Origin of the sequence: Bordetella genomosp. 7, from assembly GCF_002261265.1 — a bacterium.
Lineage (GTDB): Bacteria > Pseudomonadota > Gammaproteobacteria > Burkholderiales > Burkholderiaceae_B > Bordetella_A.
The window spans coordinates 864,001-883,601 of the sequence record NZ_NEVK01000003.1 but is presented as its reverse complement, the minus strand read 5'-3'; the positions used below and the strand labels follow the sequence as shown (position 1 = coordinate 883,601).

19 protein-coding genes and 1 tRNA gene are annotated in these 19,601 nt (G+C 63.4%); 7 read left to right on the top strand and 13 right to left on the bottom strand.

Annotated elements, in window-relative coordinates; genetic code table 11:
- Nucleotides 1-86 precede the first annotated feature (86 nt).
- From sucD to metE, 4 genes are all read right to left on the bottom strand, one after another.
- Nucleotides 87-968 (bottom strand): succinate--CoA ligase subunit alpha, encoded by an 882-nt coding sequence (gene sucD / locus CAL19_RS06500; RefSeq protein ID WP_026638280.1) that lies wholly within the window; start codon nucleotides 966-968, stop codon nucleotides 87-89.
- An 18-nt stretch (nucleotides 969-986) separates the two neighbouring features.
- Entirely contained in the window at nucleotides 987-2,147 is a 1,161-nt protein-coding gene (gene sucC, locus CAL19_RS06495) for an ADP-forming succinate--CoA ligase subunit beta (protein WP_026638281.1), read from the bottom strand.
- A 10-nt stretch (nucleotides 2,148-2,157) separates the two neighbouring features.
- Nucleotides 2,158-2,760 (bottom strand): DUF2889 domain-containing protein, encoded by a 603-nt coding sequence (locus tag CAL19_RS06490; RefSeq protein ID WP_026638282.1) that lies wholly within the window; start codon nucleotides 2,758-2,760, stop codon nucleotides 2,158-2,160.
- 162 nt (nucleotides 2,761-2,922) lie between these two features.
- The gene (gene metE, locus CAL19_RS06485) at nucleotides 2,923-5,217 is read right to left on the bottom strand and encodes a 5-methyltetrahydropteroyltriglutamate--homocysteine S-methyltransferase (protein ID WP_094796298.1); all 2,295 of its coding nucleotides are present in this window, start codon (nucleotides 5,215-5,217) and stop codon (nucleotides 2,923-2,925) included.
- A 163-nt stretch (nucleotides 5,218-5,380) separates the two neighbouring features.
- Between metE and CAL19_RS06480 the strand changes: the two genes are divergently transcribed.
- Complete coding sequence (locus CAL19_RS06480) at nucleotides 5,381-6,301, top strand: LysR family transcriptional regulator (protein ID WP_026638284.1); 921 nt, start codon at nucleotides 5,381-5,383, stop codon at nucleotides 6,299-6,301.
- Nucleotides 6,302-6,353: 52 nt separating this feature from the next.
- On the opposite strand, the gene recX is transcribed toward CAL19_RS06480, so the two are convergent.
- Together recX and recA are read right to left on the bottom strand one after the other, a co-directional pair.
- Complete coding sequence (gene recX, locus CAL19_RS06475) at nucleotides 6,354-6,914, bottom strand: recombination regulator RecX (RefSeq protein WP_094796297.1); 561 nt, start codon at nucleotides 6,912-6,914, stop codon at nucleotides 6,354-6,356.
- Nucleotides 6,911-7,984, bottom strand: coding sequence for a recombinase RecA (gene recA, locus CAL19_RS06470; RefSeq protein ID WP_026638286.1), 1,074 nt, complete (start codon nucleotides 7,982-7,984; stop codon nucleotides 6,911-6,913). The genes recX and recA overlap by 4 nt, the downstream gene beginning before the upstream one ends.
- Before the next feature lie 198 nt (nucleotides 7,985-8,182).
- Between recA and CAL19_RS06465 the strand changes: the two genes are divergently transcribed.
- The 3 genes from CAL19_RS06465 (at nucleotide 8,183) to CAL19_RS06455 (ending at nucleotide 12,229) form a co-directional block, all read left to right on the top strand.
- Nucleotides 8,183-8,872 carry a response regulator transcription factor gene (locus CAL19_RS06465; protein WP_026638287.1) on the top strand — a complete coding sequence of 230 codons (690 nt, stop codon included), beginning with the start codon at nucleotides 8,183-8,185 and terminating at the stop codon, nucleotides 8,870-8,872.
- A complete protein-coding gene (locus CAL19_RS06460) occupies nucleotides 8,850-10,364 on the top strand; it encodes a sensor histidine kinase (protein WP_170940323.1) in 1,515 nt (504 codons plus the stop codon). The genes CAL19_RS06465 and CAL19_RS06460 overlap by 23 nt, the downstream gene beginning before the upstream one ends.
- Before the next feature lie 185 nt (nucleotides 10,365-10,549).
- Nucleotides 10,550-12,229: an MFS transporter gene (locus CAL19_RS06455; RefSeq protein WP_094796296.1), complete on the top strand. Its 1,680-nt coding sequence runs from the start codon at nucleotides 10,550-10,552 to the stop codon at nucleotides 12,227-12,229.
- Between the two features lie 409 nt (nucleotides 12,230-12,638).
- On the opposite strand, the gene CAL19_RS06450 is transcribed toward CAL19_RS06455, so the two are convergent.
- Entirely contained in the window at nucleotides 12,639-12,857 is a 219-nt protein-coding gene (locus CAL19_RS06450; protein ID WP_026638290.1) for a hypothetical protein, read from the bottom strand.
- 147 nt (nucleotides 12,858-13,004) lie between these two features.
- Here CAL19_RS06450 and CAL19_RS06445 point away from each other — a divergent pair, with 147 nt between their 5' ends.
- The gene (locus CAL19_RS06445; RefSeq protein ID WP_026638291.1) at nucleotides 13,005-13,904 is read left to right on the top strand and encodes a recombination-associated protein RdgC; all 900 of its coding nucleotides are present in this window, start codon (nucleotides 13,005-13,007) and stop codon (nucleotides 13,902-13,904) included.
- Between the two features lie 44 nt (nucleotides 13,905-13,948).
- Here the strand turns inward: CAL19_RS06445 and CAL19_RS06440 are convergent, their stop codons facing one another.
- The 4 genes from CAL19_RS06440 to CAL19_RS06425 all read right to left on the bottom strand — a co-directional run bounded on the left by CAL19_RS06440 (nucleotide 13,949) and on the right by CAL19_RS06425 (nucleotide 16,392).
- Entirely contained in the window at nucleotides 13,949-15,241 is a 1,293-nt protein-coding gene (locus CAL19_RS06440; RefSeq protein ID WP_026638292.1) for an aspartate carbamoyltransferase, read from the bottom strand.
- Between the two features lie 73 nt (nucleotides 15,242-15,314).
- Nucleotides 15,315-15,743, bottom strand: coding sequence for a hypothetical protein (locus tag CAL19_RS06435; RefSeq protein WP_094796295.1), 429 nt, complete (start codon nucleotides 15,741-15,743; stop codon nucleotides 15,315-15,317).
- Complete coding sequence (locus CAL19_RS06430; RefSeq protein ID WP_026638293.1) at nucleotides 15,722-16,153, bottom strand: BPTD_2524 family lipoprotein; 432 nt, start codon at nucleotides 16,151-16,153, stop codon at nucleotides 15,722-15,724. The genes CAL19_RS06435 and CAL19_RS06430 overlap by 22 nt, the downstream gene beginning before the upstream one ends.
- A gap of 110 nt (nucleotides 16,154-16,263) precedes the next feature.
- On the bottom strand, nucleotides 16,264-16,392 hold the full coding sequence (locus CAL19_RS06425) for an entericidin A/B family lipoprotein (protein ID WP_094796420.1): 129 nt from the start codon (nucleotides 16,390-16,392) through the stop codon (nucleotides 16,264-16,266).
- Nucleotides 16,393-16,570: 178 nt separating this feature from the next.
- Here CAL19_RS06425 and CAL19_RS06420 point away from each other — a divergent pair, with 178 nt between their 5' ends.
- Nucleotides 16,571-16,939: a hypothetical protein gene (locus CAL19_RS06420; protein ID WP_026638295.1), complete on the top strand. Its 369-nt coding sequence runs from the start codon at nucleotides 16,571-16,573 to the stop codon at nucleotides 16,937-16,939.
- A gap of 14 nt (nucleotides 16,940-16,953) precedes the next feature.
- Here the strand turns inward: CAL19_RS06420 and CAL19_RS06415 are convergent, their stop codons facing one another.
- Together CAL19_RS06415 and CAL19_RS06410 are read right to left on the bottom strand one after the other, a co-directional pair.
- Nucleotides 16,954-17,301, bottom strand: a complete 348-nt coding sequence (locus CAL19_RS06415) for a hypothetical protein (RefSeq protein WP_094796294.1) — start codon at nucleotides 17,299-17,301, stop codon at nucleotides 16,954-16,956.
- A gap of 168 nt (nucleotides 17,302-17,469) precedes the next feature.
- Nucleotides 17,470-17,546, bottom strand: a tRNA-Met gene (locus tag CAL19_RS06410).
- A 513-nt stretch (nucleotides 17,547-18,059) separates the two neighbouring features.
- Here CAL19_RS06410 and CAL19_RS06405 point away from each other — a divergent pair.
- A complete protein-coding gene (locus CAL19_RS06405) occupies nucleotides 18,060-19,496 on the top strand; it encodes a PLP-dependent aminotransferase family protein (RefSeq protein ID WP_094796293.1) in 1,437 nt (478 codons plus the stop codon).
- Nucleotides 19,497-19,601 lie beyond the last annotated feature (105 nt).

Below are 19,601 nucleotides of genomic sequence, written 5' to 3'. Positions count from 1 at the left end.
AAGGAAAAATTCCTGATCGGCGGCAATTGGGGCGCCCATGAAAAAGCCCGCCGCAGGGACGGGCTTGCGCAGCAAGCGTGCGCGAATTACAGCACGGACTTCAGCAGCTTGCCCATTTCGGACGGGTTGCGAGTCGTGCGGATGCCGCAGGCTTCCATGACCTCAAGCTTGGCGTCGGCGGTGTCGGCCCCACCCGAGATGAGCGCGCCGGCGTGGCCCATGCGCTTGCCCGGAGGCGCCGTAACACCGGCGATGAAGCCGACCACGGGTTTCTTCATGTTGTCTTTGGCCCACTGGGCGGCATTCACCTCGTCCGGGCCGCCGATTTCGCCGATCATGATGACCGCATCGGTATCGGGATCGTCGTTGAACAGCTTGAGCACGTCGACGTGCTTCAGGCCGTTGATGGGGTCGCCGCCGATGCCCACGGCGCTGGACTGGCCCAGGCCGAGCTCGGTGACCTGCGCCACGGCTTCGTACGTGAGCGTGCCCGAGCGACTGACGATGCCGATGCGGCCCTTGCGGTGGATGTGGCCGGGCATGATGCCGATCTTGATTTCGTCGGGGGTGATGAGGCCGGGGCAGTTCGGGCCCAGCAGCAGCGTCTTGCTGTTCTTGGCCTTCATGCGGTTCTTCACGTCGAGCATGTCGCGCACGGGAATGCCTTCGGTAATGCAGATGACCAGGTCGAGCTCGGCTTCGACGGCTTCCCAGATGGCGGCCGCGGCGCCCGCGGGCGGAACATAGATGACCGAAACGGTGGCGCCCGTTTCGTTCTTGGCGTCCTGGACGCTACCGTAGATGGGCACGCCTTCGAAATCTTCGCCGGCGCGCTTGGGGTTGACGCCAGCCACGAACGCGGCCTTGCCGTTGGCATATTCGCGGCACATGCGGGTATGGAACTGGCCCGTCTTGCCCGTGATGCCTTGGGTGATGACTTTGGTGTCCTTGTTGATCAGAATCGACATTTGTGAATCCTTGGCAATTTATTTGACGGCGGCTACGACGCGGGTGGCCGCTTCGGCCATGGTGTCGGCGCTGATGATGGGCAGCCCCGAGTCGGCCAGCATTTTCTTGCCCAGTTCTTCGTTGGTGCCCTTCATCCGGACCACCAGCGGCACGTTCAGGTTGACGGCCTTGCAAGCGGTGATGACGCCTTCGGCGATGACATCGCAACGCATGATGCCGCCGAAGATGTTGACCAGGATGGCCTTGACGCCCTTGTTCTTGAGCATGATCTTGAAGGCTTCGGTGACCTTCTCGGCCGTTGCACCGCCGCCCACGTCCAGGAAGTTGGCCGGCTCGCCGCCGAACAGCTTGATGGTGTCCATGGTGGCCATGGCCAGGCCGGCGCCGTTGACCAGGCAGCCGATGTTGCCGTCGAGCTGGATATAGGCCAGGTCGAACTTGCTGGCCTCGACTTCGGCCGGATCTTCTTCGTCAAGGTCGCGGTAGGCGACGACTTCGGGATGACGGAACAGAGCGTTGGAATCGAAGTTGAACTTCGCGTCCAGCGCGATGATGTTGCCCTTGCTGTCGCAGTTCAGGGGGTTGATTTCCACCAGCGACGCATCGGTGTCCATGTAGCACTTGTAGAGCTTCTGGAACACGTCGGCGGCCTGGTCGGCCGAGCCGCCCGTCAGGCCCACGGCCTGTGCGACTTGCTTGGCTTGTTCGGCCGACAGCCCGGTCAGCGGGTCGATGTATTCGGTGATGATTTTCTCGGGCGTCGAATGGGCGACTTCCTCGATATCCATGCCGCCTTCGCTGGAGGCGATGATGGCGACCTTCTGCGTGGCGCGGTCGGTGACCAGCGACACGTAGTATTCCTTGTTGATGTCGGCGCCTTCTTCGATGTACAGGCGACGCACCTTCTGCCCTTCAGGGCCGGTCTGATGAGTGACCAGCTGCATGCCCAGGATCTCGGAAGCCAGCTTACGCACTTCGTCGATGGAGCGCGCCAGCTTCACGCCGCCGCCCTTGCCACGGCCGCCGGCGTGGATCTGCGCCTTCACGACCCATACCGGCCCGCCCAGCTTTTCAGCGGCTGCCACGGCCTCGTCGACGGAAAAAGCGGGAATCCCGCGCGGCACGGGCACGCCAAATTGCTTCAGCAGTTCCTTGCCTTGATACTCGTGGATTTTCATGTGTTACCTGTCAGGACGAATGAGAGTAAGAGGAGGAGTCGGAGATCGCGCCCGCCGCCGCTTCAGCGTTACCCCCTGTGTGCCACTTGGGATAATGCTGAAGTACCACCGGGCCGTCGGTGCGCAGGGCATGACAGCCGTCAAGCTGGAAAGGACGCTCGTCCGGATTGCTGTTCTGGCGTCGGCGGTTAGCCATGGTTTGCACTGCCGCGGTAGGTAGCACCTGCGACAGTTCGGTCATGTGGGTACAGCCGGCGGTATAGCCGAAACGCTCTTTGACTTGGCGCCGGAATCCCTTGAGCAGGTTCATGCCGACGAGATCCTGGTACGAGGACTCGACGGCCGTGCACTGTTGTCCGTAGGGAGCCGCGTCGTACGCCGCCTGGGCCGCCACGATATTGAATGCGGCATCGATGGTGATGCGCAGATGCATGTGGTGGACCGGGCTGCCGGCCGGGAAGATTTCGCCATTGTGTCGTGGGAAATCGTACGCCTTGGTATCGATGAGCTCGGCCTCCAGATCCCAGAGACCGTCTTCGCGCCCGTAGGTCTGCACGCGTATCGTGCGCGTGTGCAGCGGGTGGCGAGAGACGGTGGATGGTGGCAAAGGCATGAAAGTGGCCTGCGCTTCGGGGCGTTTGACGCAAAGCAGCAAATCCCGGGGAGTATAACGCAGCCCCCCGGCCCCCGTCGCGCATCAGTTTTGGCCCCGGGGCGGCGCCCGCCCTGCCATGGGTGCGCCGCCTGCCGGCAGGGTGGCCGGGCGGCCCGCCGGTCAGGCGGCGCGCAACACCCGGGCGGCTTCGACCATGCAGACCAGCGCCGCCTCGGTTTCCGGCCAGGCGCGGGTCTTGAGCCCGCAGTCGGGATTCACCCACAGCCGCTCCCTGGGCAGGCGCGCCGCCGCCTTGCGCATCAGCTCCACCATCCAGTCCACTTCGGGCACATTGGGGGTATGGATATCGTACACGCCCGGCCCGATGTCATTGGGGTACTCGAATTCCTCGAACGCCTTGAGCAATTCCATGTTGGAACGCGAGGTTTCGATGGTGATGACATCGGCGTCCATGGCCGCGATCGCCTCGATGATGTCATTGAATTCCGAATAGCACATGTGGGTGTGGATCTGTGTATCCGGCGACGCGCTGGAGGTAGAAAGGCGAAAACAATCCACCGCCCAGTCCAGATAGGCTTGCCAGTCGTCGCGACGCAGCGGCAAGCCCTCGCGGATGGCCGGCTCGTCGATCTGGATGACCCGTATGCCTGCCTGTTCCAGATCGGCAACCTCATCGCGCAAGGCCAGTGCCAGCTGGCGGCAGGTTTGCTCGCGCGGCTGGTCGTCACGCACGAACGACCATTGCAAAATGGTGACCGGCCCCGTAAGCATGCCTTTGACCGGTTTGTCGGTCAGCGATTGGGCGTAGGAAGACCAGCCCACAGTCATTGGCGCCGGCCTCGCGACATCGCCGAAAATAACGGGGGGCTTGACGCAGCGGGACCCATAGCTCTGCACCCAGCCATTGCGAGTAAAGGCAAAACCCGCCAGCAGTTCGCCGAAATACTCGACCATATCGTTGCGTTCGGGCTCGCCATGCACCAACACGTCCAGCCCGATCTTTTCCTGGAACCGGATGACCGCCTCGATTTCCTTGCGGATCGCGGCCTCGTATGCCCCATCGCCAAGCGTGCCGGCCTTCCAGTCCCGGCGCAGCGCCCGGATCTCGGCGGTCTGGGGGAAGGAGCCAATCGTGGTGGTGGGAAATGCCGGCAACTTCAGCGTCTGTTGCTGGAGGGTGATGCGCTGGGCAAACGGCGGCCGCTCGCGCGATACCGTGGCCGCTTCTGCCATGCGACGCCCCACCACCGGATTATGGATGCGAGTCGAGTTGCGGCGCGCCTGCAGGGCGGCTCGCTGGCGCTGCAGGCCGTCCAGCACCGCCGGCGCCCCGGCGTCCGCCAGTGCGCGGCCCAGCAAGCCGAGCTCGTCGAGTTTTTGCACGGCGAAGGACAGCCAGCTCTGCAGCTCGGCGTCCAGTTCAGTCTCGCCGGCAAGATCCACAGGCACGTGCAGCAACGAGCACGACGGCGCCAGCCAGAGACGAGAACCCAACTGCGGGTGGACAGTTGCCAACCGTGCCAGTATGGCGTCAAGGTCGCTGCGCCAGATATTGCGGCCGTCGATCACGCCGGCAGACAGCACCTGGCCGGGCCGCAGGCCGTCGGCCACGGCCTGCAGCTGGCCGGGGTCCCGCACCAGGTCCACATGCAGCCCCGCCACGGGCAACGCCAGCGCGGTGGGCAGATTGTCTCCAAGGCCGCCGAAGTAGGTGGCCACCAGCAACTTCAGCGGGGTATCGGCCAGCCGTTGGTACACCGTACGGAACGCCTCGCGCCACACTGGCGGCAGATCGAGCGCCAGAATGGGCTCGTCAATTTGTACCCATTGCACCCCCAGGCGAGCCAGGCGCGACAACACCTGTTCGTACACAGGCAACAGGCTTTGCAGCAACTGCAGCTTGGCCGGGTCGGACGGGCCGTCTCCAAAGGCGTCGCCCTTGCCCAGCCACAGCCAGGTCAGCGGCCCGGGGATGACCGGCTTGACCTGATAGCCCAGCGCTTGGGCCTCGCGCACCTGTTCGAAGAGCGTTTCGCGCGCTATGCGGAAATTTTGCCCGGGCGTCAGCTCGGGGACGATGTAGTGGTAGTTGGTGTCGAACCATTTTGTCATTTCGCATGCAGCCGCCGGCCGTCCCGACGGCGCCCGGCCCCTGGCCATGCGAAACAGTGTGTCCAGCGCAACCGGCTGGTCATCGGGCTGCCCGAAGCGCGGCGGCACCGCGCCCAACAGGGTGGTCCATTCCAGAATATGGTCGTACCAGGCGAAATCACCCACTGACACGAATTGCAGGCCGGCTGCCGCCTGGCGATGCCAGTGCGCGGCCCGCAGGTCCCGCCCGGCCTGTGCCAGCTCGTCCGCCGTCTGCCGGCCTGCCCAATACGCTTCCAGCGCCCGCTTCAGTTCACGTTGTGCGCCGATACGCGGGAAACCCAAGATATGAGTAATAATCATATAATCGCCCAGTACATTCTGTTTTATTCAAATAAAGACGTATTGTCCGCGTAAGTCTGCTTGCAGCAAAATCAATGTAGACATACATTTAATGAATATTTCTCATAAAACCCGCGGCTGCCATCTACCGATGTAGCGGCTGGCCTGTGTCTGTGTTCTGGTCATGCTCGAAATTCGCCACCTGGAAACCCTTTCTGCGATTCGCGACGGCGGAAGCCTGCAAGAGGCCGCCGAACGTCTGCACCTGACGCAGTCGGCCTTGTCCCATCAGTTGCGGGACCTGGAAACCCGCCTGGGCACGCCACTATTGAATCGCCGCACCCGGCCGGCCAGGTTGACGACCGCAGGGCTGCGGGTGCTGGCACTGGCTGACGAAGTGTTGCCCCGGCTGCGCAGTACCGAGCGTGAATTGCAAAAGCTGGCCGCCGGCCGCACAGGCCGGCTGCACTTGGCCATCGAATGCCATTCGTGTTTTCAGTGGCTGATGCCGGCGCTGGATGCGTTTCGAACGCAGTGGCCCGATGTGGCGCTGGATCTGTCGGCCGCCTTCTCGTTCGCGCCCTTGCCCGCGCTGGTGCGGGGCGACCTGGACTTGGTGATTACGTCCGATCCGCAACGGCTGGAAGCCGTGGAGTACTTGCCGCTATTCAAATATGAGCTGGTACTGGCCGTGGCCGAGTCGCACCCGCTGTCGATGTCGCGTCATATCGAACCCGAACAGCTCGCAGACCAGACGCTGATCACATACCCTGTGGACAGGCAGCGCCTGGACGTCTTCACGGCCTTTCTGGATCCCGCCGGCGTCGAGCCGGCGGCGATTCGCAAGGCCGAGCTGACCCCGATCATCTTGCAACTGGTGGCCAGCCGGCGGGGCGTGGCCGCGCTGCCCAATTGGGCACTGACCGAATATCTACCCCACGGTTGGCTGCGCCTGGTGCGCCTGGGCGCCGGTGGCGTTTGGCGCACCTTGTATGCGGCCGTGCGTGCGGAAGACACCGAAGCACCTTTCATCAGCGATTTTCTGGCGATTGCGCGCGAGGTGTGCTTCAGGAATCTGGATGGAATACGGTCGGCCAAGGCTTGACGACCGCCAGGGCCATCGCCGTCAAATCAAGGGTGATACGGCGCACGCCGCATCAATCATCGACATCGCCGCCAAGCAGGCGGCGTATCACATCGTGTGCGAACCCTCGCCCCGCCAGAAAGCGGGCTTGCCTGGCGTACTCGGCACGATCGACCGGGCGGGTGCCGAATCGCTTGCGCCATACTTCCTGGGCGCGCGTGAACTCGCTGGCGCGCAGGTTTTCGCGTAGCTGGGCAACCTGCTCTTCGGCCACCCCGTGCTGGCGCAACTCTTGCACGATACGTGCGGTGCCCTGGCGGGCAGCGCGCCGGTGCACCAGGCTTTGGGCAAAGCGTTCCGTGGACAGCCAGCCTTCTTTTTCGAGCGCGTCCAGCACCGCGTCGATATCGGCGCCGTCGTCGGCATAGGGTTGCAGCTTGCGGGCCAGTTCGTTGCGCGCGTATTCACGGCGAGACAAGTAGCCCACCGCGCGGGCCTTCAAGGAAGGCCCGCGCGGCTTGGAGGGATCAGGTTTGGTGCTGACGGTTTCGAAACCACCGTCGTCGGGTTCATGCGTGCCCGGCCCGCGGCGCGCGCCCTGGGGCGAGCCGGTAGAACCGGGCTTGCGCATCATGGCTCTTCGCTGTCTTCAGCTTCGGCCTGGCTGGGCGGGAACGCGGCGGCACGACTGACAATGCCCTGGTTTTCGCGCACCTTGTTTTCGATCTCGAACGCCATTTGAGGGTGTTCTTTCAGGTATTCGCGAACATTGTCTTTGCCCTGCCCGATGCGCGTGCCGTTGTAGCTGTACCAGGCGCCTGACTTGTCTACCACGCCGGCCTGCACGCCCAGGTCGATGATTTCACCTTCGCGTGAAATGCCCGCGCCATACATGATGTCGAATTCGGCCTGCTTGAAGGGCGGCGAGACCTTGTTCTTGACAACCTTGACGCGCGTTTCGTTGCCGATGACTTCTTCGCCCTTCTTGATGGACCCGATACGGCGGATGTCCAGGCGCACCGACGAATAGAACTTCAGGGCATTGCCGCCCGTGGTGGTTTCGGGGTTGCCGAACATGACGCCGATCTTCATGCGGATCTGGTTGATGAAGATCACCATGCAGTTGGTGCGCTTGATGGTGGCCGTAAGCTTGCGCAGCGCCTGGCTCATCAGGCGGGCCTGCAGGCCCGGCAGGGAATCGCCCATTTCGCCTTCGATTTCGGCCTTGGGCACCAGGGCGGCCACCGAGTCGATGACGATGAGGTCGACCGACCCCGACCGCACCAGGGCGTCGGTGATTTCGAGCGCCTGCTCGCCCGTGTCGGGCTGGGAAATGAGCAGGTCGGTAAGGTTGACGCCCAGCTTGGCCGCGTATTGGACGTCGAGCGCGTGTTCGGCATCGACAAATGCGCAGGTGCCGCCGATTTTCTGCATTTCGGCAATGACCTGCAGCGTGAGCGTGGTCTTGCCGGACGACTCAGGCCCGTAGATTTCGATCACGCGGCCGCGTGGCAGGCCGCCGACCCCCAGCGCGATGTCGAGCCCCAGCGAGCCGGTCGACACGACCTGGATGTCATGTTCGACCTCGTTGTCGCCATAGCGCATGATCGAACCCTTGCCGAACTGCTTTTCGATTTGCGACAGGGCTGCGGCCAGCGCCTTGGCCTTTTCCGATGCGGCTGCTTTGCTGGTTTTGTCGTTCATGTGGTGTCCCGTGGGTGAAATGTGTGCATCACGACGGCGCAAGGCGCCGGCAGCGGCGATTATGGCATCGGATTATACTGTACATATGCACAGTATGCCAGAATAATCCGGGAGACCCCCTGTGTGCAAGCTGCCGTTGCTATGCCAGAATGCTGGCACCCGGCCGCCCGGCGGCCCCAGCTCCGCTACTTGCCTCGCATGCGCATTCTCATCGCCGAAGACGACAGCATCCTGGCCGACGGCCTGTCCCGTTCGTTGCGTCACAACGGGTATGCGGTCGACGCGGTCAGCGACGGCATCGCGGCCGACTCGGCCCTGGCGGCGCAGGCGTTCGACCTGCTCATCCTGGACCTCGGGCTGCCGCACCTGGCCGGCCTGGAAGTCCTGCGGCGCCTGCGGGCGCGCAAGTCGCTGTTGCCGGTGCTCATTCTCACGGCGGCCGACAGCGTAGAGCAGCGGGTCCAGGGCCTGGACCTTGGCGCCGACGACTACATGGCCAAGCCTTTCGCGCTGTCCGAACTCGAAGCCCGCGTCCGGGCCCTGACCCGGCGCGGCGCAGGCGGCGGCGCCACGCTGCTGCGCCACGGACGCCTGGTGTTCGACCAGACCGGGCGCGTGGCCATGGTCGACGACCAGACGCTCGACCTGTCCGCCCGCGAAGTCAGCCTGCTCGAAATCCTTCTGACCCGCAGCGGCCGCATGGTCAGCAAGACCCAGTTGGTCGACCATTTATGCGAATGGGGCGAAGAAGTCAGCACCAACGCCATCGAGGTCTACGTGCATCGCCTGCGCAAGAAACTCGAACCGAGCGGCGTCAAGATCATTACCGTGCGCGGGCTGGGCTACTGCCTTGAACGGGACCAGGGTGCCGGCTTCCTCTCCCATTGAGCCGGCCGCACACGAAAAGCTGAACCAGGAGGCCCTGGATGCCATGCAAGGCGGGGCCAAAGGCCCCAGCTTCGCGCCGCCGCAGCGCTCGCTGCTGGGCGAAATCCTCGATTGGATGCTGGCGCCGCTCTTCCTGCTGTGGCCCATGAGCGTGGCCATCACTTACGTGGTGGCGCAGAACATCGCCAACGTTCCCTACGACAGGGCGCTTGCCAACAACCTGCATGTACTGGCCCGCCACGTGCAGGCGCAGGATGGCCGCGCCGTGCTGCAGATGAGCGAGCCGGTGCGCGACGTGCTGCGGCCGGACGAAACCGACAGCGTGTTCTGGCTGGCGCTGGGCAGCCGGGGCGAATACCTGGGCGGAGACCGCGCCCTGCCCCTGCCGCCCGATCTCGGCCAGCCGCAGCCAGGCGCCATTCTTTACATCGACGACACCCTGCGCGGTTTCGGCGTCAGGCTCGCCTACACATGGGTGGATCTGCACATCCCGGACGGCCAGCCCGTCCTGCTGGTAGTGGCCGAAACGATGGAACGACGCACCGAACTGGCCAACGACATCATCAAAGGCGTGATCATTCCTCAGTTCATCGTGCTGCCTGTGGCCGTGCTGCTGGTCTGGTTCGGGCTGTCGCGCGGCGTGGCGCCTCTGAATGCGCTGCAGCAGCGCCTGCGGGCGCGGCGCCCGGATGATCTGTCGCCTATCGACGAGCGGGCGGCGCCCTCAGAAATCGCGCCGCTCGTGGGCGCCATGAACGACCTTCTCGACCGCCTGTCGGCCAACGTCGAGGCACAGCGCCGATTTGTGGCCGACGCCGCGCATCAGCTCAAGACGCCGCTGGCAGGCCTGCGCACGCAGGCCGAACTGGCGCTGCGCGATGCAAGCCCGGACGAAATGCAATACAGCCTGCGCCAGCTGGTCATGGGCTCCGAACGGGCCACCCGCCTGGTCAACCAGTTGCTGTTGCTCGCGCGCGCCGAAAACCCCCATTCGGCCGACCTGGCCCGTATCGACCTGAACGCGGTGGGCTATGAGCAGACCATGCTGTGGGTGCCGCAGGCCCTGGCGTTGAACACCGACCTGGGTTTCGAGGCGGCAGACCAGCCCGCATATATCTCGGGCAATGCGATCCTGCTGGCCGAACTGCTGAACAACCTGGTGGACAACGCGCTGCGCTACACGCCGCCGGGCGGCCACATCACCGTACGGGTGCGCACCGCCGCGGAAGCGGCCGTCCTGGAAGTAGAAGATTCGGGCCCCGGCATCCCCCCCCAGGAACGCGAGCGGGTATTCGACCGCTTCTATCGGGTGCTGGGCACCCAGGCCGAAGGCAGCGGGCTGGGCCTGGCCATCGTGCGCGAAATCGCCCAGAAGCACGGCGCCAGGGTGCACATCCACGAAGGAACCGCGCACTCACAGCTACCCGGAACCTGCATTCAAGTGCAGTTTCCGTTGTACTCGCGCACCGTCAACGCCTCGGATGGCACCTAGGGCATACCCTGCCCGGCATTATTCTTCCCCGGAGAAGATACATATTGTTTCACAAATAAGGTTGGGGTAAGCATCGCGTCAGAACCTCGTCAGCCAGCTTTTTTACCTTGCTGGTAGCCCTGCCGGGTATGCCGGCAAGAGCCTGCACGGTGGATCACCACCGGCCCCAGAAACGAGGAGACACTATGAGCACAGCATCGCTGGCCGACGGCGGCCCATCGGCAGGCCCCCGCGCCATGACCAAAGAAGAACGGCGTGTCATATTCGCGTCGTCACTCGGGACGGTCTTCGAGTGGTACGACTTTTACCTGTATGGCTCGCTGGCAGGCGTCATCGCCATCCACTTTTTCTCTGGCGTCAATCCCACCGCAGCTTTCATTTTCGCGCTTCTGGCATTTGCCGCCGGCTTTGCCGTCCGGCCCTTCGGCGCATTGGTGTTCGGCCGCCTGGGTGACCTGGTCGGGCGCAAATACACATTCCTGGTCACCATTGTGATCATGGGCCTGTCCACCTTCCTGGTGGGCGTGCTTCCCAGTTACGCCAGTATCGGCATCGCGGCCCCCGCCATCCTGATCGGGCTGCGGCTGCTGCAGGGCCTGGCGCTCGGCGGCGAATACGGCGGCGCAGCCACCTACGTGGCAGAGCACGCGCCGCAAGGTCGGCGCGGCGCGTACACGGCCTGGATCCAGACCACGGCCACGTTGGGGCTGTTCCTGTCGCTGCTGGTCATCATGGGTGTGCGCGGCGTAATGTCCGAAGAAGCCTTCCGCGACTGGGGCTGGCGCATTCCGTTCCTGATCTCTGCGGTGTTGCTGGGCATCTCGGTCTGGATCCGCCTGCAGCTCAACGAATCGCCCACCTTCAAGCGCATGAAGGAAGAAGGCCGCGGTTCGAAGGCTCCGCTGACCGAATCGTTCGCCCAATGGAAGAACCTCAAGGTCGTCATCATCGCCCTGCTGGGGCTGACCGCCGGCCAGGCAGTGGTGTGGTACACGGGCCAGTTCTATGCGCTGTTCTTCCTGACCAAGACGCTGCAGGTCGACGCGAACACCGCGAACATCATGATCGCCATCGCGCTGCTCATCGGCACGCCGTTCTTCCTGATATTTGGCGCGCTGTCGGACCGCATCGGCCGCAAGCCCATCATCATGGGCGGCTGCCTCATCGCCGCGCTGACGTATTTCCCGCTGTTCCAGGGGCTGACTCACTTTGCCAACCCGGCGCTCGAAAGGGCACAGGCCACGGCGCCCGTTACCGTCGTCGCCGATCCCGCCACTTGCTCGTTCCAGTTCAACCCGGTGGGCACGGCCTCGTTCACCAGCTCGTGCGATGTGGTCAAGTCGTTCCTGGCCGCCAACTCGGTGAACTACTCCAACGAAGCAGCTCCGGCCGGATCGGTGGCCAAGGTACGCATCGGCAATGATGAGTTCACGTCGTTCGAAGGCACGGGCATGTCGGCCGACGAGTTCAAAGCCAAGTCGGCAGAGCTCAAGACCTCACTGACCACGGCGATCCGCGACCACGGCTATCCCGCGAAGGCGGACCCCGCGCAGATGAACAAGGTCATGGTGGTCGTGCTGCTGACAATCTTGGTGATCTTTGTCACGATGGTGTACGGCCCCATTGCCGCAATGCTGGTTGAAATGTTCCCCACGCGCATCCGCTACACCTCGATGAGCCTGCCCTATCACATCGGCAATGGCTGGTTCGGCGGGTTCCTGCCGCCGGTGGCCTTCGCGATCGTTGCGGCAACCGGAAACATCTACGACGGCCTGTGGTACCCGATTATCATCGCCGTCATGACCCTGGTAATCGGCACCCTGTTCGTACGAGAAACCAAGGACGTCGATATCAACGCCGAATAACGGTTCCCCCGCCAGGCAGGACTGCTGCAACTGTCTGGCTCTTCAAAGCTCCTTCGGGAGCTTTTTTTTTGCGTACTGGACGGCGCCGCGTCGGTGGGCAGCGACAAGCAGGCGCCAGCGTGGGGAAGCGGGGAAAAAGCCGCTGCGGAATTCAGGCCCCTGTCAGACCTTCGGGATTAGACTGCGGGCTCAGAATAAGGTCTTGCACCGCATTTGCGCACTGTGATCCCTGTCCGCAAATAGCAGGGCCTGTTTTCTGACGCCGATGCCGCGCACCCCGCGAGCCTTTTTTGGCGCGGCATCGGTTGACCTTCCCGGGCCCGGCTTTCTCAAGCCGGGCCTTTTTTTTTGCCGCCGCGTTGCGCGGCGGAATACGGATAGCGATGCCCCGGGGCGCGCGCCCCGGGCGTCAACGGCGGCGTCCCAGGCCGACCACCAGCACGCCCACGACAATGGCCGCAATGCCCGCCCAGGTCGGCACGGATACCGACTTCTCGGTTTCCGCCGTTGCCTTGACCGAGCCGATCTGCAGCACCGTTTCTTCGCTGGTGTAGTTGAACCCCTTGTACACCAGTGCCGCAGCGCCCAACGCGATGAGCACGATTCCTACGATAGTCGCCGGTTTCATTGTGGTGTCCTTCTTATGGTTGACGTCGGCCGGAAGATACCGGAACCCCCGGCCACTGTCAGTGACAGAACGTGTCGTGTCAACCCGGAACCACACCAAGGCGACGACGCCGTCACTCGTATAGAATCAACCCTTTTGCCCGACGCCATGTGGTTCAAGAATCTCAAGATCTACCGCCTCTCTTCGCCTTGGACACTAACCGGCGAACGGCTTGAAGAAAGCCTCGCCCGGCATGCATACCAGGCCGGCAACAACCTCGAAATGCAAAGCCTGGGCTGGATTTCGCCACGCGAAAATGCGGCACTGTCGCATACGGTGAACCAGCAAATCCTTTTGAGCATGCGGGCCGAAAAGAAGCTGCTGCCCAGCACGGTCATCAACCAGGTGGCGCGCGCCCGGGCCCAGGAAATCGAAGAACAACAAGGCTACAAGCCGGGTCGCAAGCAAATGAAGGAAATCAAGGAACGCGTCACAGACGAGCTCCTGCCCAAGGCCTTCAGCATCTACCGCGACACCCGCGTCTGGATCGACCCCGTCAATCATTGGCTGGTGATCGATGCGGCAGCGTCGGCCAAGGCCGATGAGATCATCGGCTTGCTGGCCAAGACCATCGATCCCCTGCCTCTCGAAAACCTGTACGTGGCGCAATCGCCGGCCGCGGCCATGACCGGCTGGCTGGCCGCCGACGAGGCGCCCGTGAACTTCAGCATCGACCAGGACACCGAACTGCGGGCGTCCGGAGAAAGCCGCGCAGCCATCCGCTACGTGAAGCACACCATCGATACCGACGACGTACGGCGCCATATCCAGGCTGGCAAGCAGTGCACCCGGCTGGCCATGACGTGGGCCGACCGCGTGTCGTTCGTGCTGACCGAATCGCTGGATATCAAGCGCGTGGCGCCGCTTGACGTACTCAAGGAAGGATCCGACACCGTCATGCAAAATGACGATGAGAAATTCGATTCCGACATGGCGCTCATGACAGGCGAGCTGGCCAAGCTGCTGGCCGACCTGACGCAAGCGCTGGGCGGCGAAAAACGCATCTGACACGCACTGGCGGCAGGCCGCAGCCTGCCGCTAGTGTGATGGGTTCATTCCAGGCCGTGAAAGGCCGAATCGTCGGGGCCGACGTGCGACGGATGCTTCCAGGTGACGTCGCGCATTGAATGCTGCACCAGCCCCTCTACCCCCAGCAGCACCGCAAAAATCGCCATACGGACGGGAATGCCATTGTCTGTCTGGCGGAAAATGGCCAGCCGCGAGTCCACATTCAGGTCCACACTCAAATCGTTGGCGCCGGGGCGGCTGTCGCGCGGCAACGGATGCATGACGATCGTATCGGGCCCGCAATACGTATCGATGGTGGCGCGGCTGATCTGGAAGTCCGGCGTATAGCCTTCGCTTTCTTCGTTGGCAAAGCGCTCTTTCTGCACCCGCGTGGCATAAATGACGTCGGCGCCGGGCAGGCCTTCAGCAAGGGAGCTCTTCTGCTCGATCACATTGCCATTGCGTGTGGCCTTCTCGATGATATAGGCGGGCATCTCCAGGCCCGGCGGGGAAATCAGCGTGATCTTCAGGCCTTTGTACAGTGACAGCAGCTTGATCAGCGAATGCACGGTGCGGCCGTATTTCAGGTCGCCGACCACCGCGATGTGTGCGCCATCCAGCAGCTTTCCGAGCCGTGAAAATTCGGTAAGGATCGTGTACAGGTCGAGCAGCGCCTGGCTGGGATGCTCGCCGGGGCCGTCGCCGCCATTGACCACTGGTATGTTCGTCGCGCGCGCGAACTCGGCAACCGACCCCTGGTCGGGGTGGCGCACCACCATGACGTCTACGTAGCCGCTCATCACGCGGCTCGTGTCGTAGATCGATTCGCCCTTGGCCATGGACGAGAAGGTAAAACCCGTCGTGTCGCACACGGAGCCACCCAGGCGGCAAAAGGCCGAGCCGAAGCTGACACGGGTACGGGTACTCGCTTCGAAGAACAGGTTGCCCAGCACTGCCCCTTCGAGCACCCGCGACACCTTCTGTCGGCGGGCAATAGGTTGCATCATGTCGGCCACACGGAACAGATCTTCGACTGATTCCCGCGAGAACTGGTCCACGGACAACAGCTGATGCTTGCCGTCTACGGCAATGCGCTCCCGCAGCGGCCCCCCTTGTACGCTTTGCGTATATTTTTGCAGCAGGGCATCATTTTGTACGATTTCGCTGACGAAGCGTTCCACCACGTCGGGCATCGCACGGTATTCCTGCGACCCTTCAGGCAGCAACCAGGTATCGAGCGCGCGGCGCTTGACGCCGATGCGCGTCGCGAACACGTCGCGCGTAAGGTTCAACCTGCGCATGGCGTCGCGCAGAAAAGCTTGCTGGGAGATGGACATTGCTGGCCCCGGGGCTGGTTAATATACGCAATGCGCATATTAATCCTGCTGTTTTACCGCCGGCAAGCAATTTTCATAGAACTGTGGCGCTTGCAGCAAAAACGGCGCCCATGGAGTCGCCGCCCATATCCAGGCCCAGCGCCGCAGACCACCAGCACCCTGCTGCGAAGGCCAAGAGCCCCATGACATAGAACAGGCCGCCGACGCCTGCGGCCATGCGTATGCCCCGCCGCGTGCGCCCGCCACAGCAGGCCAGCTGGGCGCCCGCCCAGCACAGCAAAGCCAGGCCGCAAGCCAGGACACCCGAAAGAAACATGGCGAGCGGCATGCTCAGGTCCGGAGGCGCCACGTCGGCCCCCAACACCCCCAGGCTGAATCCCACTTCGGCCAGTGCGCCGATGGCGTTCAGGCCGCCAAGCCAACGCGTCGCAGAGCTTAGCAGCGCATAAGCTGTACCGCAGGGCCTGACCGACGCCGACGCTAGTTCTCCAGCGGCCGGCATACAGGGGTGGCACTTTGAATTGACGCTTTGGCGGCCTCGACCTCTGCCGCGTCCCAGGGCGCGCCGCCCAACACCAGCACAGTCACCTGCGAAGTAGCCGGCCCGTCGGCCTGCGCACGGATGATTTCGAGAATTTTCGCGGGCTCAGTCTTTTTGTAGACCCGGATTTCGTTTGGCGCACCCTTCTGGCCCAGGCTGTGGTGCGATTGGTAGACCACGCCGTAGGGATGACGCCGCTGTTCGTGGCACACACGGACGAATTCGCCGGCACGGCGATATGCCGCCTCAAAGTCGGCGCGCACCGGGAACGTTGCGGTGGCCCCTGGCGGGTCGCCTGACAATAGCCCCTTGCTGGCGCAGCCGCTCAACACAACTGCGATAGTCAGTCCTGCCAGGGTCAAGATGCGCATGGGTGTTCCTGCCGTATTGGTGCAATGTCGGCATTATGCATCACACACGAAGCGCTGGCCGGAACCGGCATGCCCGCCGCTCCGCCGGGGCGACGGACATGCGCGGCACCCTACTCGGCGGCTTTCTGGATGTTCTCCCCGCCACGTTCGATGTCTTTGCCGGCGCCCGCAATCGTATTGCACCCCGCCGAAACGGCTGTAATGGCGAGCAGGACAGCAAGCAGAATTCTGTTCCTCATGGTTTTCTCCTTGGCAAAGTGGGCGATGTGACCAGGCACGCCGCGGCCGGACTGCAGTATGCCGGCCGCAGTAATCATGCACCGTTTCCGGGCAAACTGCCAATTGGGCTGGCAGCCGGCGCGCCGGGCGCGGGCCGGCCGCCCCACACCTGGACGCCGCGATGGTATAGGATGGGGCATGCACAAGAAATCACCGCCTGGGCCCGCCTCTGGCGCCAACCCGACCTGGGGCTGGCAGCAGCCTGACTGCCGCGGCCAGGCCGCACTGGCTTTGTTTATTGATGATCTGCACCGGGTGTTGCAGGCCCACGCAGCCCAGCAAATGGTGGCGACCACGCCGCTGGCGGCGGCACAGGAACAAGTGGACGCTTTGCTGGCCAACTATATCGCCTCGGGTAAAGCGCCCGACATTTTCAACGGCCAGACTGTCACGCTGAAAGAAGGTGTCGACCGCGACGGCGTATCGCATATTGTGCCGATTTTCTCTGCACACCTGAAAAAGGCGCTGCTGGCAATGCTGCATCGCCCCGGCAGCAGCGCGTCGTAGCTGCCTAGGGCATTTCAGATGTTTGCGCCATGCTGGGCCGCCGGCTGCATCGGGCCGTTCCAGGGCGCGGCTTCGAGCGACAGACGCGTTTCCTGGAAGCCGTCCAGGCCTTGCCGCAGCAAGCCGCTTTGCAACGCCTGCCCTACCGCACGCCGGCACAGGGTTTCGAAATCGTCGGCCAATGACTGAAACGCGCCGTCGGGTATGCGTAGCCGCAAATTGGGCACTGGCTGCGGCTCGCCGGCGTGACCGATATGCACGTGCGCCGGATAACCGTGCGGGCACCACACCGCCACGTAATACCTGCCTTGCGGTCCGATATCGGCGATATAGCCTGGGTGATCATATTTGGCAGTGCCCATGGCGCGTCTCCTGGAGATCCATCGATCGGCTCAGGCATGGTATCCGATGCGATCGGTCTGCGGAAGATGGGCGGCGAGCCGTCGGGATCCTGGACACAACGGTTGCGCACCAATGCGGGCGCACCATACAAAAACCCCGCTGCATGGCGGGGTTTTTGTATGAAAAACTGGTTGCGGGGGCAGGATTTGAACCTACGACCTTCGGGTTATGAGCCCGACGAGCTGCCAGACTGCTCCACCCCGCGTCTGATGAATGGAATCATACCATATTTCGCCAGGCGCCGCTTTACGCCGGCCCACCAGGCACGCATGCGCGATGCCGGAGACAGGCATAGCAACATGGCATCGGCGTCAGCGCTCAGCCGCAACAATCCGGCACGGTCAAACAGATAGATTTCTCCGGGGTGCATCGTGACGTCGACGATGCGCTGTGGAACCTGCTCGAGACCGGGCAGTTCCACCCTGCGGCGTACCCGGCCGCCGGCACAGACGATAATGGCGCCATCCTGCCCCCACACGGTCTGCGTGGCGCCGCGCGGCAGGTAAATCTGGCGACCGTTCTGAAAACACGGTGGGGCCATGAGGCGCTCCACATGAGTTGATGACATGCATTCAGCTTACGTATGGAATGCACGCCCAACCAGACACACGCCACGCCTTTCTGTATCGCAACAGACAGCGGAAACCCCATCTGTTATGGTGCCTTTTTGTGGAAACTGTGCCTTATACGGCCCCCAGCCCGGGCGCAAGATACGCGCATGGACGCCCAACCTTTATATCAGCGCCTGGCCGACCATTACCGGCGCGCCATCCAGAGCGGTGTGCTCGCCCCCGCCGAACGCATTCCTTCCGTGCGCAGTCTCGTGCGCACCCATCGGGTCAGCCTTTCCACGGCGTTGCAGGCGTGCCGGCAACTTGAAAGTGACGGCCTGATCGAGGCGCGTCCCCGGTCGGGATATTTCGTGCGGCCACGGCATCGCGCGGCCACCCTGCCCGCCAAAGAACCCGACCCCAATCGCCCGCTGGATCCCGCCAGTTTTGTGGGCATTCACGATCGTGTTTCCGACTTCATCGCCAAATGCGAGCGCCACGCCACGCCATTCGACTTCGCGCTGGCCGCCGCATCGCCCGCGCACTACCCCGCTGACGCACTGAAGCAGGCAATGATGCGGGCGCTGCGCCAACACCCCGAGATGCTGGTCAAGCGGGTGCCGCCGCTGGGGCATCCCGACTTGCGCGCCGTACTGGCCCGTCGCGCCCTGGAAGTCGGCATGAACCTGGACCCGGACGAAATCGTCATCACGCACGGCTGCATCGAAGCCCTGAACCTTGCTCTGCGGGCAGTAGCCCGGCCCGGCGACACCATCGCGGTGGAATCCCCGGTGTATTTTGGCTTGCTGCAAGTGCTCGAAAGCCTGGGCCTGCGGGCGCTTGAGATTCCTACCAGCCCGCAGCACGGCATCTCGGTCGACGCGCTTGAGCTGGCCTTGCAGACGCACCCCCGGTTGCGCGCCGTGGTGGTCGTTCCCAACTTCCAGAATCCGTTGGGCTGCGTCATGCCCGACAATGAGAAAGCGCGCCTGGCGGCGCTTTGCGAGCGGCAGCAGGTGGCCGTCATAGAAGACGACACGTACGGATCGCTGTGCGACGACGGCCAACTGCGGCCGGCCGTCAAGGCGTGGGACCGAACCGGCAACGTCATCTACTGCGCGTCCATGCACAAGACGCTCGCCCCCGGCATGCGCCTGGGGTGGATGAGCGGCGGCCGCTGGAGCTCCCGGGTCGCCATGCTGAAGTTCGCCCAAAGCCGCCCCAACGAACCGCTGGCGCAGGCGGCCGTGGCCGAATATATGGGCTCGAAGGCGTACGACCGCCACATGAACCGGCTACGCCTGCAGCTGAAGCGGCAACGCACCAGGGTTGCCGAAGCCATCGGAGATTATTTCCCGCCCGGCACGCGCATGAGCCTGCCGGTAGGCGGCATGCTGCTCTGGGTGGAACTGCCCGGCAGGCGCAGCAGCGACCAAATATTCGAGCTGGCGTTGGCACAGGGGATACGCACCGCGCCCGGGACGATGTTTTCGAACTCCGGCCGCTATGGGCATTTCCTGCGGCTGAGCTGCGGCTCGGACTATACGTCGCGCATGGACGCGGCCATGCGTACCCTGGGCGCCATCGTGGCGGCGGCGCGCTGATGGACGCGCCAGTCACGATTTGACCGGTTTAACCAAGGGCTTGTCACAAAAGGATAATTCTTGGCTTTGCCCAAGCTATCCCAAGACTTGTCCACAGAAGTTGTG